Annotated in this window: 15 protein-coding genes; 5 read left to right on the top strand and 10 right to left on the bottom strand. The window is 36.2% G+C overall.

The features are described from left to right. Window positions 1-3: 3 nt before the first annotated feature. Genes menD through ubiE form a run of 3 tightly spaced genes read right to left on the bottom strand, consistent with a single transcriptional unit; the run spans window position 4 to window position 3,794 of the window. Entirely contained in the window at window positions 4-1,725 is a 1,722-nt protein-coding gene (gene menD / locus ACMAZI_RS08855) for a 2-succinyl-5-enolpyruvyl-6-hydroxy-3-cyclohexene-1-carboxylic-acid synthase (RefSeq protein ID WP_115362493.1), read from the bottom strand. Further along, window positions 1,707-3,080, bottom strand: coding sequence for an isochorismate synthase MenF (locus ACMAZI_RS08850; protein ID WP_412473331.1), 1,374 nt, complete (start codon window positions 3,078-3,080; stop codon window positions 1,707-1,709). The genes menD and ACMAZI_RS08850 overlap by 19 nt, the downstream gene beginning before the upstream one ends. Then, window positions 3,081-3,794 (bottom strand): bifunctional demethylmenaquinone methyltransferase/2-methoxy-6-polyprenyl-1,4-benzoquinol methylase UbiE, encoded by a 714-nt coding sequence (ubiE, locus tag ACMAZI_RS08845; protein ID WP_412473332.1) that lies wholly within the window; start codon window positions 3,792-3,794, stop codon window positions 3,081-3,083. A 114-nt stretch (window positions 3,795-3,908) separates the two neighbouring features. On the opposite strand from ubiE, the gene ACMAZI_RS08840 reads away from it, so the two are divergent. Next, window positions 3,909-4,889 carry a polyprenyl synthetase family protein gene (locus ACMAZI_RS08840; protein ID WP_115362499.1) on the top strand — a complete coding sequence of 327 codons (981 nt, stop codon included), beginning with the start codon at window positions 3,909-3,911 and terminating at the stop codon, window positions 4,887-4,889. Window positions 4,890-4,898: 9 nt separating this feature from the next. Here ACMAZI_RS08840 and ACMAZI_RS08835 read toward each other — a convergent pair whose 3' ends face one another. From ACMAZI_RS08835 to ACMAZI_RS08825, 3 genes are all read right to left on the bottom strand, one after another. Then, on the bottom strand, window positions 4,899-6,038 hold the full coding sequence (locus ACMAZI_RS08835) for a hypothetical protein (protein ID WP_412473333.1): 1,140 nt from the start codon (window positions 6,036-6,038) through the stop codon (window positions 4,899-4,901). Beyond that, a complete protein-coding gene (locus ACMAZI_RS08830) occupies window positions 6,038-7,372 on the bottom strand; it encodes an aminopeptidase P N-terminal domain-containing protein (RefSeq protein ID WP_412473334.1) in 1,335 nt (444 codons plus the stop codon). Before ACMAZI_RS08830 ends, ACMAZI_RS08835 begins: the two co-directional genes overlap by 1 nt. Window positions 7,373-7,536: 164 nt before the next feature. After that, window positions 7,537-8,211: a hypothetical protein gene (locus ACMAZI_RS08825; protein WP_115362505.1), complete on the bottom strand. Its 675-nt coding sequence runs from the start codon at window positions 8,209-8,211 to the stop codon at window positions 7,537-7,539. A 263-nt stretch (window positions 8,212-8,474) separates the two neighbouring features. On the opposite strand from ACMAZI_RS08825, the gene ACMAZI_RS08820 reads away from it, so the two are divergent. Next, window positions 8,475-8,984 carry a hypothetical protein gene (locus tag ACMAZI_RS08820; RefSeq protein WP_133296953.1) on the top strand — a complete coding sequence of 170 codons (510 nt, stop codon included), beginning with the start codon at window positions 8,475-8,477 and terminating at the stop codon, window positions 8,982-8,984. Between the two features lie 6 nt (window positions 8,985-8,990). Here the strand turns inward: ACMAZI_RS08820 and lysS are convergent, their stop codons facing one another. Continuing rightward, window positions 8,991-10,568, bottom strand: coding sequence for a lysine--tRNA ligase (lysS, locus tag ACMAZI_RS08815; RefSeq protein WP_115363730.1), 1,578 nt, complete (start codon window positions 10,566-10,568; stop codon window positions 8,991-8,993). Between the two features lie 106 nt (window positions 10,569-10,674). Here lysS and ACMAZI_RS08810 point away from each other — a divergent pair, with 106 nt between their 5' ends. Together ACMAZI_RS08810 and ACMAZI_RS08805 are read left to right on the top strand one after the other, a co-directional pair. Continuing rightward, window positions 10,675-10,875 (top strand): hypothetical protein, encoded by a 201-nt coding sequence (locus tag ACMAZI_RS08810; protein ID WP_115362509.1) that lies wholly within the window; start codon window positions 10,675-10,677, stop codon window positions 10,873-10,875. 91 nt (window positions 10,876-10,966) lie between these two features. Then, a complete protein-coding gene (locus ACMAZI_RS08805) occupies window positions 10,967-11,674 on the top strand; it encodes a hypothetical protein (RefSeq protein ID WP_412473335.1) in 708 nt (235 codons plus the stop codon). Window positions 11,675-11,739: 65 nt separating this feature from the next. Here ACMAZI_RS08805 and ACMAZI_RS08800 read toward each other — a convergent pair whose 3' ends face one another. Both ACMAZI_RS08800 and ACMAZI_RS08795 read right to left on the bottom strand, forming a co-directional pair. Further along, complete coding sequence (locus ACMAZI_RS08800) at window positions 11,740-12,072, bottom strand: hypothetical protein (RefSeq protein ID WP_412473336.1); 333 nt, start codon at window positions 12,070-12,072, stop codon at window positions 11,740-11,742. Window positions 12,073-12,226: 154 nt separating this feature from the next. Continuing rightward, window positions 12,227-12,439 carry a hypothetical protein gene (locus ACMAZI_RS08795; RefSeq protein WP_115362515.1) on the bottom strand — a complete coding sequence of 71 codons (213 nt, stop codon included), beginning with the start codon at window positions 12,437-12,439 and terminating at the stop codon, window positions 12,227-12,229. Between the two features lie 176 nt (window positions 12,440-12,615). On the opposite strand from ACMAZI_RS08795, the gene ACMAZI_RS08790 reads away from it, so the two are divergent. Beyond that, on the top strand, window positions 12,616-14,145 hold the full coding sequence (locus ACMAZI_RS08790) for an alanine/glycine:cation symporter family protein (RefSeq protein ID WP_115362517.1): 1,530 nt from the start codon (window positions 12,616-12,618) through the stop codon (window positions 14,143-14,145). 29 nt (window positions 14,146-14,174) lie between these two features. Here ACMAZI_RS08790 and ACMAZI_RS08785 read toward each other — a convergent pair whose 3' ends face one another. Next, window positions 14,175-15,359 carry an exo-beta-N-acetylmuramidase NamZ domain-containing protein gene (locus ACMAZI_RS08785; RefSeq protein ID WP_412473337.1) on the bottom strand — a complete coding sequence of 395 codons (1,185 nt, stop codon included), beginning with the start codon at window positions 15,357-15,359 and terminating at the stop codon, window positions 14,175-14,177. Window positions 15,360-15,498 lie beyond the last annotated feature (139 nt).

Here is a 15,498-nt window from a genome sequence, read left to right as displayed (position 1 = left end):
TCTTTAACGTTTTACAGTTTTTAATTTTTTAAATAATTCTAAGTTTGAAGCATTATCTGTAATGGCCTCAATAATATTTACACCTTGATTCTTTAAAGCATTTAGTACTTGCTTATTAAAGTCTTCTTTTGTTTCACATGAGCTGTATTCTAATTCTTCAAATGCTCCAATAACTTTATCAAATCGGTCATCATGTGGTGTTGTAAGTAGATCTAGGAAGTCTTTTTCTTTAGCTATTGGAAGTAGGTTAAAGATATCACCTTGAAAATTATTGATGATAATAACTGTTAAATTCTTCTTTTCACGGGCCGCTTGGTTTAGCATATAAAGTGAGTTCAGATCGTGTTTAAAAGAAATATCTCCTATTAAACATAGTTTTGGACGATCATTCTCATCACTTAGCCCCATTAGTGTGGCCATGAATCCTTCAATACCGCTTACTCCACGATTTGTGAAAACTTTAACATGGCGACGTAGATTACTTGAAACAAAGTTATCAAAGCTTCTAACAATTGTTGAATTACCTATAAGAAGATCATAGTCTAAATCAATTTTTTCTATAATGTTCTTTGAAATAAAAGGCTGAGTTAGGCCAGACTCTTCAATTACGGCCCTCTTCTTTTCTACAAAATCATGCCACATAACAGGTGGAGCTTGTTCAAGCTCAAGTTTTGCAAGACCTTTTAAAAAGGAGAGTGGGTCACAAATAATCTTTTGAGTATTAGAAAAACCAGGATCGTGATCAAAGTCAACATTTGTTACGTGTAGAAGCTCACAATCTGTTTTTTCCAGATAATTATAATAGTGTTTTGATACTAGTCTTCCACCAATATGAATAATCAGCTCTGGGGGATTTTGTTCATATACGCTTAATACTTCTGGGTGATCAAAATTTGGAGTTAGATAGTCTTCAAGACAAAACTCATATTTCAATCCACTTGTAATATCAAGATACTTTGGAATTCGTATGCTTTTTAACGACTCTCTGTAATGATCGATATCTTTCTTGCCATCAAGTTTTCCGATAACAAGAAGGAGGTTCTTTGCCTTTACAAGTCTTTCTTGAAGATTGAATTCCATTTGGTAATTCTGATAAGCGCTTGAGATAACCTTTGCACCATTCTTATGAAAACTCTCAAGTGATGCCTTTAAATATTCTTGTGAGATATAACCTTTAGTATTATCTAAAGGTTCTCTAAGAGGAAAGTTGATATGCACAGGCCTGCGATTTATCTTTGCACGGCCAATTGCCGTTGAGATCAATGTTCTTAATCTCGTTGCACTTAGAGCTTCATTAGGTGCTTCGAGGTTTAAGTTATAGCATGTATGTGAGTCGATAACTCTTGTCTGATCAATTGTCTGATTTGAGTCTGTCTTTACAAGTTCATTTGGTCTATCAGCAGATAAGATAACCAGTGGCAGGCCTGATTTATTGGCCTCAATAACAGCAGGAGCAAAATTGGCCATGGCCGTCCCTGAAGTACAAGTAAGAAGAGGAATCGATTCACTTACTTTTGATCTTCCTAGTGCACGATAGGCCAGAGCTCTCTCATCAAGAAATGAGTATGTTTTTATATCTTCATTGTAATGGGCCGCTGCTAAAACAGGAGCGTTTCGCATACCCGGTGCCGTATAAAAGTCGACGATGCCATTCTTTGCCAATTCATCAACGATGATCGATGCCCATAGGCGAGAAATATTTTGTGTTATTGGAAATTTGTCCATGATTTGGCCTTGATAACTTCCGTAAAGTTTCTCATTTTATTTGTTGTTTCATTCCATTCTTTTTCAGGAGATGAATCTTTTACAATTCCACAACCTGCATAAATATGAAGGTCTTGCTTGTCTGCTAAAGCGCATCTAAGTCCGACTGCAAATTCAGTCTTTTCCTTAGATAAGAATCCTATTGGTGCAGCGTAAAGTCCACGAGAGCTTTTTTCTAATTGGTCAATTTGCTCAATTGACTCTTTCTTAGGCAGTCCCGCTACAGCTGGTGTTGGATGAAGTCCAGTGATTATATCACTTGCTTTTGCATCATCACTTAAAACACCTTCGTATTTAGAATGAATATGTTGGATATATTTTAGCTTTAAGATTTCTTCTTTCTTTGTAATGTGAAGATCTTTAGTTAGTTTTTTCAGTGCACCTTCAATATAACTTGAAACATGGCGATGCTCTTCTAACTCTTTTTCATTAGATAGTAATGTCTTTTCTAAGAATTCATCTTCTTGCTTATTCTTTCCTCTCTTTATTGTTCCTGCAAGAGAGTCGATATAAACATTGCGCCCCTGCATCTTAAAAAGAGTCTCTGGTGTGACACTATAAAAACACTGATTAGCAGAGAATTGAAAAAGAATATTATAACTATTATTTGTATTATTTTCTTTTAGTGTTTTAAATTGTTCATAAGCGCAAATTGGATGCTTGAATGTGAATTTTAATTTACGAGATAGAACGACTTTTTTGAGGTCCTGTTCTTTTATTTTACTTACTGCCTCGTTAACCATTTTTCCCCACTGAGTTTTACTCGTAGCAGAGATACTCTTTGTTATATAGTTATATTCACTATGCATATGCTTTGGGTTTGGCTCTAATGAGATGGCCAACTTGTGAAGAGCTTCTTTCTTGGCGTTATCATCTTCAAAATATGAATTAGGAAGTATGATCTTAATATCAACACCTTGATTCCCACCATCGATAATAACTTTTGGAACAAAGTATGAACAATCTTCTAGGCCATGCCATTCTAAACAATCTGGTTCTGACTTAAACCTCTGAGCACCACATATTTTTAAGAAGTCGTGCTCTCTCGTTAAATTTTCAATATCTTCATAGTGATAAAGAGAGTTAAAGTCCTGCCAAGAACCCAGAGCAAGGAATTCGCAATCCTTGTCTTTATTTAAAAAATAAAACTTTCGATATGTTTGAAATAAATCGATAATAGATGAAATATTATTAAAGCCAGCTTCTAGTTTGAAGAGGGTGTAAATAGGCCCTTTAACTAGACGCTCGTCATTTGGATCAAGCTTTATAAGCTGATTAATGATATCAATTTGTAAGTTATTAGCAGCTAAGCGCAATTACTTGTCTCCAATATAAAGAGTGGCTATACCAAATGTAAGAGGAATAAAACGTACGTTTTTAAATCCTGCTTTCGTCATCTCATCAGCAAACTCTTGTCCATATGGAAAGTCTTCTACTGTTTGATTTAGGTATGTATAAGCATCTTTATGTTTTGAAATTAAATTTCCAACAAATGGAAGTAGGTATCTAAAGTAGAAGAAATAGATCCCTCTAAAAAGTGCATTCTTTGGTATTGAGAATTCTAAGATAAAGCTTCGTCCACCTGGTCTAATTACTCGATACATATTTCGCAAAGAAGCCTTGTAGTCTGGAAAGTTTCTGATTCCAAAACTTACGCTTGTTACATCAAATGTTTCATCAGCAGCTGGAATTTCTACTCCATCACCAATTTGCATTTTTGCGACATTATCTAATTTCTTATTTGTAATCTTCTTCTTACCAATTTCAATCATGCCTTTTGACAGATCAATACCAGTAACACTTTCTACATTCTTTGCTCGCGCTAATGCAATGGTTAGGTCACCCGTACCGCATGCAAGATCTAGGCATTGTAGTTTTTCTTTCTTTGGAAGATTTGCGATAACAATCTTTCTCCAATAAATATCAACGCCAAAAGAGAGGATATGATTTAAGAGATCATATGTTCCTGCAATTTTGTCGAAAATTTCAAACGATTTAGTCTTTCTGTTTGCGAGTTCTTTATTACTCATATTGTTTTAACCTCTGCGTTTTTGCAATGCATGATATTTTAATAGTATTTGCGTTATATTAATCATTTACGGCCTATATCGACAAGTGGTAATTATATTAAAACGGAAAAAACAATGAACGAATTTTTAGAATCCATTCCTCCACAAATCTTGGATAAGTCAGTTAATATTGACCTCGAGATAAAGTCTTCTAATTGCTTAGAAGCAGTGAAAGATGCCCTAGAAAAAACAGTACTTTCTGGCGGTAAACGTCTTCGTCCAATGCTTACTTATTTAATGGCGGACTTTTTTAACGCCCACGATAAGAATGATGTAACAATCTGTGCCCGTGCAATTGAAATGGTTCATGCAGCCTCTCTTGCTCACGATGATGTCATTGATAATGCAACGCAAAGGCGTGGAAATCCTTCAATTAATGTGGAAGCATCTAATAAGAAGGCCGTGTTAGCTGGTGACTACTTACTAGCAGATGTGATTCTAAGCCTATCACAAATTGGCTCTGTTAAGATTCTACAAACGATGTCTCAGGTCATTCAAGAGCTTGCAATTGGCGAGTGGATACAGTCTGATGCACTCGAGAGTCGAATCTATTCAAAAGAAGTTATTGAGAAGATTGCTTTTCACAAAACCGCCTCAGTTATGGGATGGTGTTGCTGGTCTGGCGCATATGTTGGCCTAGAAGATGAAGAGATCGCTAATAAGGCCGCACGCTTTGGACATCTTATTGGTATAGCTTTTCAAATGATTGATGATACTCTGGACTTTAGTGATGGCGAAAGCCTTAAAGATGCCCATCTTGATCTTGAGGCCAACCTCGTAAATTCTGTAATCTATGACTATCTTGATAAGAATCCTCTTAAAATGGATGCTTACCAAAAAGGTGAAGATCTCAAGGATATTGTTGAACTTGATCAAGTTCATCCAAATGTCGAAAATATAAAAAGCGAAGCAAATGCTCTAATCGAAGAAGCTAATGATATTCTACATGAGATTCGCACAAGCTTACTTGAGCGTGGATTTAATGAAGAGCGCCTTAGTGAAACGATTAAACCACTAGAGTTAATTGGTGGCTTCATTCTTAATCGTAAGTCTTAATTATTAGTCTTAAAGTCTAAATGTTGCCCAGATAGGGAAGTGGTCACTTGCTTGCTTAAGCTCTATAGCATCATCATCAATACAAGTTACGCGCTTATCTAATCCCTTTGTCATAAACTTTGGAAGTTCACTTGGTGGTGTACAAAAGACATTTGTTTTCTCCACAAGTGTTTCTGGATTATAGATTCCTGCATCCATGAGTTTAAGTCCACGATAAGCAATATAGTCTAGAGTTAGTGGGTTGCGATTGGCCGCAAATGTTTGTCGCTCATTTGTTGGCCCTGGATTTTTTAGCCAAGGTGAGAGGTGATTAAAGAGCCTTCTAAGAACGACTGAGCCTGGGTTATTCATATAGATTGATGTATTGAGATCGCCCATGACAATCACGCGATCATCTTTGTGAATTGGTCTTAGTTTCTTGTAGCGCTCTGGCATCACAACATTAAAATTTGTTGCTCCAGTTACATACCATTCTAGAAAGCGTAGTTGATCGCGGTTTCTCTCATAGTTTGGAGTGTTGCGATTTCCAAAGTGATAACTTGGTACAGCATGAAGTAGTACTATATGTACTTCAGTATCATTGGCTTCTATCACTAGGTGAGTAAAACTCTTATCAAAGAGCTCCATATCTTTTGGTAGAGGCTTACCATTTGCTGTTTTGTACTTTGAAAGGTCTATAGCAGGATTAAATTCTTTCCAAGTTATATCAGAAATAATTCTTTCTTCTTTAATAGGATGCTTGGAAGCAAAACCTGTTGAGTACTGGCCAGGAAAGAGGCCGTAGTTAACCTGATCTGCATTCTTGCGATCTTTTGTGTACTTACCTTTAACCTTTTTTGCATTCTTTCCAGTATTTGCTTTGGCAAAACTCACTGCAAATTGATCAGTATCTTCTTTTAATTGGCTTAAAAGAAGCTCCATATTCTCTCCGCGAGAGTCGTATTGTATCTCGTTAATGCTTAAGGCATTAAAGTCTAACTTTGTTAAAATATTTTTTACACTCGTTAATTGATCATTCTTTTTTCTAAGCTTGTTGTTTTCAAGCTCTTTAATATTCCAATGAACAAGTTTGATCTCATCATCACGTGTCTGTTTTGAAGAACATGATAGTAGAAGTACAAATACAATAACAAAGTTAAGTGCTTTCATTAGAATAGAAAATCCTTTACGTCTTGCTTACAAGCTTCTTCAATTTCTTCCACAGTTTTTGGAATCATATGTGATAAATTTTCATGTCCATCTGCTGTAATAAGAATATTGTCTTCAGTTCTTATACCAATTCCTTTTAATTCCTCTGGAATATTATCAAGTTCCTTAGGGAAGTAAAGGCCTGGCTCGATTGTAAAGATAACACCTTTTTCAAATGGTGTTGGCTCGTTTGTTCCCTCCACTAGGTAAGGGTTTTGGTCGTGTACATCAAGTCCAAGCCAGTGGCCTGTTCCATGTGGGAAGAATTTACGATGATTATCTTTTTCAATATTTTCTTCTACGCTTCCACTTAAGACTTTAAGATCAATTAGTCCTTGAGTCAGGATTTCACTAACTTTAGCGTGTAGCATTTTTGAGTTATTTCCTGGTTTTGATAATTCAATTGCAGCAATTTGAGAGTCTAAAATAATATTATAAACTTCTTTTTGAATTCCTGTGAATGTACCACTTACTGGAAATGTTCTTGTGATGTCAGTTGCGTAACCGTTAAGTTCACTACCGGCATCAATTAGAAGTAAGTCTCCACTATTTAGTGGCTCATCATTTTTAATATAGTGAAGAATACAAGCATTATTACCACCAGCTACAATATTGTCATATGCACTGCCTTGAGAAGGACCTTTTGAAAAAAGATACATCATTAAAGCATTAACTTCTTGTTCTGTTACACCTGGTTTTGCTAGTGCCATTGCTGCACGGTGGGCCTTATCCGTAACAATCATGGCCTCGCGCATTTGTGCGATTTCAGTTTCATCTTTAATAAGTCTCATTCTCTCAACAAGAGCACCTACATTTTTAATCGTTGCAGGAGGAAGCTCTTTTTGAGCTCTTTTCTTATGGAATAAAGATGCACTTATCTTTCTTGCCATATCTGCAATATCAGTTCGCTCACTTAGGTGAACATAAAGATTCTCATGTCCTGGAAGTAGCTCTTCTAATTTCTCTTCCAGGTCATTGATTGAATAACCTTCATCAACTTCTGTCAGTTCTGCTGCTTTATCTGGACCAAGTCTTTTACCTGCCCACATTTCTGCAATAGGATCTTTTGGTCTTACAAAGAGAATTTGCTTTGTCTTGCCATTCTTCTTACTAAGTACGAGAGCACTATCGGCTTCAGTTAGTCCTGTTAAATAACGAAAATTTGAATTTTGACGAAATGGAAACTCTGTATCATTGCTCTTGTGCTGATAGACAGCAGATGCGATAACGGCAATTCCATCATCCATCATTTCTAATAGCTTTTTACGACGTGTGTTATATATATTTTCAGTCATTTATACCTCACTTTTATTTGATGGGAATCATATCAAAATAAGGACAAAAGGCAAATTAGGAACTTTCAAATTGGGATAAATAACGACTAAATATAAAGGGGGAGCCGTAAAGCTCCCCCCAGACAACCAAAAAACCTAATGAAGAAAATAGGTTCTTCTCTTAATTAAAATCTCTTCATACAAGTATCACGACGTCCGCTGATACGAGCATCTCTTGCACATTGTGATCTTGCTTCAGAACATGCACGAGCTTGTACACCAGTTCCTCTTGGCCCTCTGGCCGAAGAAGTATATGTTTGAACAACTCTTCCACCAAATCTTCCATTTGCTATGCGATCAAATGAACAAAACTTTGTTACGATTGGCGTTGGTCTTGGCCCTGGACCTGGTCCTGGACGCCCACCACGTATCTTTTCACAAGTAAATTTCCATGGATTATTCTTTTCGTAACGAGCATCAAAACACTTATTATCTGCTTTTTCACAAGCTCTCATTTGAGTGTTTCCTTGTGCTGTGAATGTATCAACAATACGCCCGTTATTTGTATTAACTAGGTTAAATGAACAAGTTTCTTTTCTTGGCCTTGGATCAGGTCTTGTGTAAGCAACTTGGCAACTAGCATTTCTTACAACACGATCATAAGATCTTCTGTTTTGCTCAAAGTGACATCTTGAAAGTGCTTCACGGCAAGCTTGATTGTAATTGTAGTCATAAGCAAAGAAAGTATCTAAAACCCTGCCATTCCTGGCAACAAGTTCAGCAGTACAATCTTGGGCCATCGCTGATTGTGTGGCCATTGAAGTAACAAATAAAGCAGCAGCAACTAAAAACTTTTTCATAAATAAAACCCCTCTCGTTTTTTTTATTTTGTTAACTTAGTTTTATGAGTTGACGTTTAAGCTGACAATTTCAATTACTTACGGGACTAAAAAAATGCCGAATTGTAAGAAAATTCAAGAAAAATAACATTTTGAATGTGAAATTCTTACAAATATCCTAATTTAATGGTTTCTTATTGTCCCTAAATGTACAAAATTTTCCCAAATTCATTAGTTGTTAAGATTTCTTCATAATTCAAAATCTTCATTCCGATAATTATTGTATGGAATTAAGTCTCTATGAAAGAGTTAAAATACATGCAATGGAATCCGACTTTAGTCGTTTAAGCTTAGATGGCCAAGAAGTCGTCTACATGGGACAAAGCATAACTGCTCCAAGTAGGTGGGACAAGAAGCTACTTAGACATTCCTTTGCTCTATATGGACTCATTAAAAGAGAAGTTCTTCAAATCCGATTCCACTTAGAGTCTAATCAGGTTATTGAATCTAAAATTTTTAAGGGCCGTTATAAGAGTGTTTCTGATTACAAAAGTATTATGAATACAATGCTGGAGCTAGAAAGCTTATCTCGTAAGTACGGACTTAAGATTCTAAAGGCCGAGATCGCTCATACTCATCTCAGTGAATGTCGAATTGATAAAAAGAACCTGAAGTTTTGTATGTTGTCAGAAAGTGATCTTCAGGTGGCAAAGAGATTAAAACAATTTAGAAATTATCCTATTGAAATAAAGGCCATCGCAAAGGATGGCCTAGTATTTAAAAAAGTCTTTTAAGATTTCTTATTTAAGAAGTTTTATGACACGATCTTTTCCAATAGTGCGGATAAATCCTGCAAGCTTTGGACCTTTTTCACGTGAAATTAACTTTTGATAAATTGGTGCAAAAATATCCGCTGGCTTAAGTTCTAGCTCATGCATCACTTCATACATCTTATCGTTAAATTCCTTATCACTTTCAATCGTATCCCACTGCTCTTCGCAAAGTGCAACAAGCTTATCAAGGTATGTGCGAACCTTATCTTCTAGAGGCATATCAACAGCTTCTTTATTGATAGCAAATTTAAATTCCTCTGGAGCATTCTCTTGTAGCCAGTGAAGAGCACATGCACTTCTTTCTCTAAAGCGCCTTTCGTCTCTATCAGTCTTGATTTGATCAGCGTAGTAAGAGCGTGCTGCTTCAATGTCTCCATCATTAATTTGTAGAACATTGCACAGGTGTCTAAAAGAAGGTTGGAAAGGACACTCAGTAGGGTGCTCTCCAATTTGAGATAGTTCAATTACTCTCTTTGCCATCGCAACTTTCTTCTCGTTACCTTTTTCAAGGCCAAAAGCAAGTCTTTCTTGGCGATCATAGTCTTCATATGTTTTTAAAACATCAAGGTCAAATGAGATCGCAAAATCAACATTTGTCTTATATGAAGCAAAGATCCAACGAACCATTTCTGGCTCATATACCTTTAGGATATCATTAACAGTAACAAGGTTCCCTTTTGAGGAACTCATTTTTCCGCCAAGGCCTTTAATTGAGACAAAGTCGTATTGAAGATAGATCGGTGCCTGCCAGTCAAAAACTTTTACAATGTCTTTTGCTGTCGTAAATGATCCACCCTGAGAAGAGTGATCTTTTCCACCTGGCTCAAAGTCAACTTTTTCAAATGCCCATCTCATTGGCCAGTCAACTCGCCATGGAAGCTTCACTAGGCTTGTTGTATTAATATCGATTTCTCCTTCATAGTCGTGCTCGTTATGCTTGTAGCGTAACTTGCTTTCACCGTCCCATGAAAGAATTGTCGTTTTATCAGTTTTATACTTTTCACAGTAAACAGATACCGGGTAATAGTCATCACCATATGGCTCTTTTCTGTATTGATTTAAAATATCACGAATTTCAAATCTCTTATTAAGTGCTAATTTAATCTGTTCTTTATAATCACCAGCACGGTATTTCTTTGCCTGATAAATTGGTTCAACTTCAACACCAACTTTCTTAAGTTGTTCTTCAAAGTTGTGTTCATGATGAGCAGCATAGCTTTCATGTTCACCAAATGGATCTGGAGTATCAACAATTGGTTGGAAAAGATATTGTGCTAATTCATCTTGTTTTGGAAGATTACCTGGAATCTTTCTAAACGTATCGTAATCATCCCATGAAAAGATGAAGCGAACATTCTTACCACGGGCACGAAGTCCGCGTGCTACAAGGTCTGTTGTGATAACCTCTCTAAAGTTACCAAAATGAACAACTCCTGATGGAGTGATCCCACTGGCCACAACATAATCATCTTTGTCGCCGTGTTGGCGAATGATGCGATCGGCCGTCATGTCGGCCCAGTGAACAAGATTTAGTTTTTCTGACATATAGTACTCACTAGTTTTATTTTTATTTAGGCCACTATAGCAAAATAATTTCGCGTAGTTAAGAATTTTCATTATATTTTGGCCACTTTTATGCTAGATTTAAAGCATGTTTGCAGCATTAGTAAAAGCGGCCATTTTCTATTGGGTCTTTATTATGATCCGAAGACTTCTAAGATCAAGCGGAGTCCTGGCCGATAAGAAGCCTAAGGCAAACCCGTTTTCTACAAATCACTCTCAACGCCAAAGACCTCAAGGTCAATTCAAAGATGAAGATGTTATTGAAGCAGATTATCGTGTTATCGATTAAGCTTTTGTAAGACTTTTCAAGACTGAAATTATCTACTTTAAAAATATTCTGTTAGAATAGAAGTATCTTATATTTAAAAATGGAGTTTTAAATGTCATTTAATCTTTTAAAGTATTGTCTTGTGATTCTTGGACTTTTCTCTCTTGCGGGTTGTGAAGACTACGGCAAGGAAGGCGAAAGTGATCGTGGAATAATTAGAGCTGGTCAAGCTTTAGAGATTGTTAATACCGAATTAGGCGACAATAGCTTAAATCGTATGACAAGAATATGTGAGGCCCTTGAGGAGCATCACGATAATATTTTAAGAAATGTTTTTTCTGAAGATTTCATCTTTTCTCGCAGACAAAAGGTCTACGGAGATCCAAATACAAGAGATATTACAAATTTAGGTGTCTATATTGAAGCGCCAAATGATTACGACTCAACTCCTGTCTTTAAAGGAACTCGAGGAGCAGCAAAGAACTTTATTACTGATATTCCTACTGAGAATAACCTCTACCTCGCTAAGATCTGTGACTACACATTAAATAACGTAGGAACTAAGCCTAAAGTTCAAGAGAAAGTAGGTGGTAATTATCATGTCTTCAATGTCTTCTCTGACGATGGCGTAGCTGTTGGTATTTATACGAAAAATAGTAATGGTAATTACTATCTTTATCGTTCTTATGAATATCGCTTTGATATTAATAAAAATTCTCGTTACTACGGTATGGCAATTGAACAAAGTGAGATATTTATAAGGGATTACCGCGGAAGTGATTACTCTGTTTTATATCAAAAGTTTGAAAGAGCTGATTAGAAATAAAAAAACCGAAGCATTACTTCGGTTTTTTGTATAAAAGAGGGGGGGAGGGTTCACTTACATTACTTTGTAAGGAATTCAATTTCTTGTTTATATAATTCAACTTCTTCTTCTAAAAGTTCTAAATACTGCTGATCGTAATCAACTTGTGATTCATTCAAAAATTGAATCTCATGGGCCAATTCATTGATCTCACGACCTAATTCATTATCCAACCCACGAACTCTGACAGAGTTTAAAAGAACAAGATTCATTTTCTTTGTAATTTCGCGAATCTCATTTGATTGCTTCATTAAAGCAATGGGATTTCTAATTGATCGCTCGTCATCGCCGTTATGTGGGATGGCCGCATAAGACTGAAAAGAGATAATTAGGCTAAGTAGTATTGCTTTCATGCTTATATCTTAGCATTTGGCATGTTATTGCCTCATCGATTTTGTAAGGCTTACATAGACGTTCAATAAATGAACATATTTGAAGTACAAGCTGCGCAGATTCCTGACGGCTTCTTGTAATTCTTGTGTGCTCAGATCTAAGTGTCTGAAATAATTAGTCTAAACCAAGCTTAGTATTGATTTCTTTTTGATCCACTAGACCTTTATCAATTGAGTTCTTGATAACCATTAGAGCCTGTTGAGAGATCATACGCTTATCTGCTGTGGCAACAGATAGGTCGATATGCTTTTGGTTTTCTACAACCGAATATTTAACTAGTGGGCGTACGATTTCAATGGCCTCTTCTAATGTTGGCAATTTGCTCACTTAGTAACTCCTTTTAATTCTAATTAATGAATTAAGGATAACCGAATTTTAACGCTACGAAAATAAAAAAGGTGACAAGTTCGATAAACTTTCTTTAAAATTTAAGAAAGTATTAAATTACACACAAATTCTAATACGAATTTTGAGAGAGAAACTAGAAACAAAGGATTGTTTAAATGATTAAACTCGCAAGTACTCGCGTTTTATTAGCGCTATTTTCCGCGCTTACCAGCTTGAGCGTTTTTGCTCAAGATGAGCTTAAGCTCCAAGAACAAGTAAACAAAATTTTCGGAACATTCAATGAACATTATGAAAAATTCCTATTTTTCCCTGTTCCAGTTTTCTATTGGGGTGAAGTTATCACGATGCCACTAATTTTATTAGTGATGGTATTTGGTGGACTCTTCTTTACTATTCGTCTCGGATTTATCAATGTACGTCTTTTTAAGCATTCAATTGATGTTATCCGTGGAAAGTATGATAACCCTGAAGATGAAGGTGATATTACTCACTTTCAGGCCCTAACGTCAGCATTATCTGCGACTGTTGGTCTTGGAAATATCGCTGGTGTTGCCCTTGCAATTGGCCGCGGTGGACCAGGTGTTATTTTTTGGATTTGGATTATTGCCTTCTTTGGTATGTCACTAAAATTTGCTTCTTCAACTTTTGCTCAACTTTATAAGCAAAAGACTATGAAAGGAGATATCTTAGGTGGACCAATGGTTTATTTAAGCGAAATGTTTAAAAATCATAATTGGCCGATGCTAGGTAAGATCATGGGTTGTTTCTATGCTGTTATGACTATTGGTGCTTCACTTGGTGGTGGAAACCTTTTCCAAGCAAACCAAACATATAAGATTATCGCTAATCAACACCCTGATGCAAATCCATGGATTGTTGGTATTGTTCTAGCCTTCCTTGCTGGTGCCGTTCTTATTGGTGGGATTAAAAAGATTGGAAGTGTAACTTCTAAGCTTGTTCCTTTCATGTGTGTCTTCTATGTACTTTCTTGTCTGGCAATTATCTTCTCAAACGCAAGTATGATTCCAGATATGTTCGTGCAAATCTTCAAAGAAGCTTTTAATCCAGATGCGGCATTTGGTGGATTCTTTGCTGTTATGTTAACAGGTGTTCAACGAGCATCATTTTCAAATGAAGCCGGTCTTGGTTCTTCTGCAATTGCTCACGCAGCAGCTAAAACAAAAGAGCCTGTGCGTGAAGGTGTTGTTGCTATGATTGGACCAGTAATTGATACACATGTTGTTTGTACAATTACGGCCTTAACACTTTTAATCACTGGTGCTTATAAAGATCCAGAAGTTGCAAAACAAGGTGTTGAGATGACGGCCCTAGCATTTTCTCATTTAGGAAGCTGGATGCCTTATTTCTTATTAGTTGCAATTTGTGTATTTGCATATTCAACAGTTATTTCTTGGTCATACTATGGTGAGAGAGCAACTGTTTATCTATTTGAAAAACGCTTAGGTTATAATGCTGTTCGATTCTACCGATTTGCATATGTATTTATTATTATTCTCGGTCCAGTACTAAGTATTGGTAATGTACTTGGATTTGCTGACTTAATGCTACTGTCAATTGCATTCCCGAATATCATTGGTATGGTTTGTTTCTCAGGAATCTTGAAGGCCAAGGCCCAAGATTATCTTGATCGATTTAAATCAGGTCAAATGAAAGAATACTTCTAAAAAAGAAAGGGGCCACTAAGGCCCCTTTTTTATTTGTAGATTTTTATATCTTTAATTTCTTCTAAGTATTGTTTGTGACCTTTCTTTTCGAAACTTATAAGCTCATCCATTGAACCTAATCTTTCTACCCATTCTTTGACAAAGAGACTTCCATTAATGAGATCGATTGCAAGATTTCCAAATGCGTACTCATAGTCCTTTTTGTCCCACTCAAACTTGTCACCTAAAACACGTTTAAATTCTCGACAAAGGTATTGAGAAACATGCCATGAATTAAATTTAGCTGGATCAGTTACATGAATATGAACGCCGCCACAAGCTACACCTGCATGCTTGTTAAAAGTAGGCATGAAATTAACTGGACGTAGAATAAAGCTATTATTATCAATTTCATGTAGTGTATCGCTTAGCCCCTCAACAAAGGAATAGGCTTCTATTGCTGGATGACCTATGACTTCAAGTGCTCGTGTTGTTCCACGACCTTCGCTAAGATTTGTTCCTTCATAAAGAACTGTGCCGCAAAATGTATGAGCACCTTGTGGAGTTGGTAGGTTAGGAGAAGGGTTTATCCATTCAAGTCCTGTGTCTTGCCAGAACATTGATCTTGTTAGGCCTTGTACTTCAATGACTTCTAATTCAACACTAAAACCTAGTTTCTTTTTAGCGTACTTTGCATATTCGCCCATGGAAAGTGCATGTCTTTGTGGGATCTCTAAGGCCCCTACAAAAGATCTAAATTCTGTTTCTAAAATATTACCTTCAATTTTTTCAAGGCCTACTGGATTAGGGCGATCGAGAATAACAACTTTAATTTCCTGTTTAGAACACTCTTCTAAGAGGTAGGTTACAGTTGTTATATAAGTATAGACACGTGTTCCAACATCTTGAAGGTCTACCACAAAAGTATCAATTCCTTCTAACATTTCTTTTGTGGGTTTTCTTGTCTCGCTATATAAAGAGTAAACTGGAACTTGGAAGAATGGGTGTGTATAGTGATCAGTTTCAACCATATTGTCTTGAACATCACTAACGAAACCATGTTGTGGGCCAAAGAGTTTTTTAAATCGATCTCCAAAAATTTCCTTGAATAGTATTGGGGCAACTTTCAAGTTTGAGTCCACGCTTGCGCTGTGACACAAAAGAGCAATATTACCAGTAATCTTATTTTGTAGAGATGCGTCATCTCTTAATCTATCGAGTCCTATTTTTATCATGTGTAATATTTTATGGGCCTTTTTGACGAGTTGCAAGCTATTAAAGTTGTGCATATTTGGTTATAATAAACTTTAGACAAACAACACAAAATTTAACACAGCAAAACACACAAACATACTTATACATAGGGAGACACAA

It is taken from the genome of Halobacteriovorax sp. YZS-3-1 (assembly GCF_047084945.1).
In the GTDB taxonomy this organism is placed as follows: domain Bacteria; phylum Bdellovibrionota; class Bacteriovoracia; order Bacteriovoracales; family Bacteriovoracaceae; genus Halobacteriovorax_A; species Halobacteriovorax_A vibrionivorans.
Note: the sequence above shows the minus strand (reverse complement) of the source record. Positions and strands in the feature narration are given on the sequence as shown.

Coding starts and splice junctions, on each gene's coding strand:
- lysS (WP_115363730.1), bottom strand. CDS start 10,568: ATGTCAGAAAAACTAAATCTTGTTCACTGGGCCGACATGACGGCCGAT.
- menD (WP_115362493.1), bottom strand. CDS start 1,725: ATGGACAAATTTCCAATAACACAAAATATTTCTCGCCTATGGGCATCG.
- ACMAZI_RS08810 (WP_115362509.1), top strand. CDS start 10,675: ATGTTTGCAGCATTAGTAAAAGCGGCCATTTTCTATTGGGTCTTTATT.
- ACMAZI_RS08830 (WP_412473334.1), bottom strand. CDS start 7,372: ATGACTGAAAATATATATAACACACGTCGTAAAAAGCTATTAGAAATG.
- ACMAZI_RS08805 (WP_412473335.1), top strand. CDS start 10,967: ATGTCATTTAATCTTTTAAAGTATTGTCTTGTGATTCTTGGACTTTTC.
- ACMAZI_RS08825 (WP_115362505.1), bottom strand. CDS start 8,211: ATGAAAAAGTTTTTAGTTGCTGCTGCTTTATTTGTTACTTCAATGGCC.
- ACMAZI_RS08785 (WP_412473337.1), bottom strand. CDS start 15,359: ATGATAAAAATAGGACTCGATAGATTAAGAGATGACGCATCTCTACAA.
- ACMAZI_RS08790 (WP_115362517.1), top strand. CDS start 12,616: ATGATTAAACTCGCAAGTACTCGCGTTTTATTAGCGCTATTTTCCGCG.
- ACMAZI_RS08800 (WP_412473336.1), bottom strand. CDS start 12,072: ATGAAAGCAATACTACTTAGCCTAATTATCTCTTTTCAGTCTTATGCG.
- ACMAZI_RS08835 (WP_412473333.1), bottom strand. CDS start 6,038: ATGAAAGCACTTAACTTTGTTATTGTATTTGTACTTCTACTATCATGT.
- ACMAZI_RS08820 (WP_133296953.1), top strand. CDS start 8,475: ATGGAATTAAGTCTCTATGAAAGAGTTAAAATACATGCAATGGAATCC.
- ubiE (WP_412473332.1), bottom strand. CDS start 3,794: ATGAGTAATAAAGAACTCGCAAACAGAAAGACTAAATCGTTTGAAATT.
- ACMAZI_RS08840 (WP_115362499.1), top strand. CDS start 3,909: ATGAACGAATTTTTAGAATCCATTCCTCCACAAATCTTGGATAAGTCA.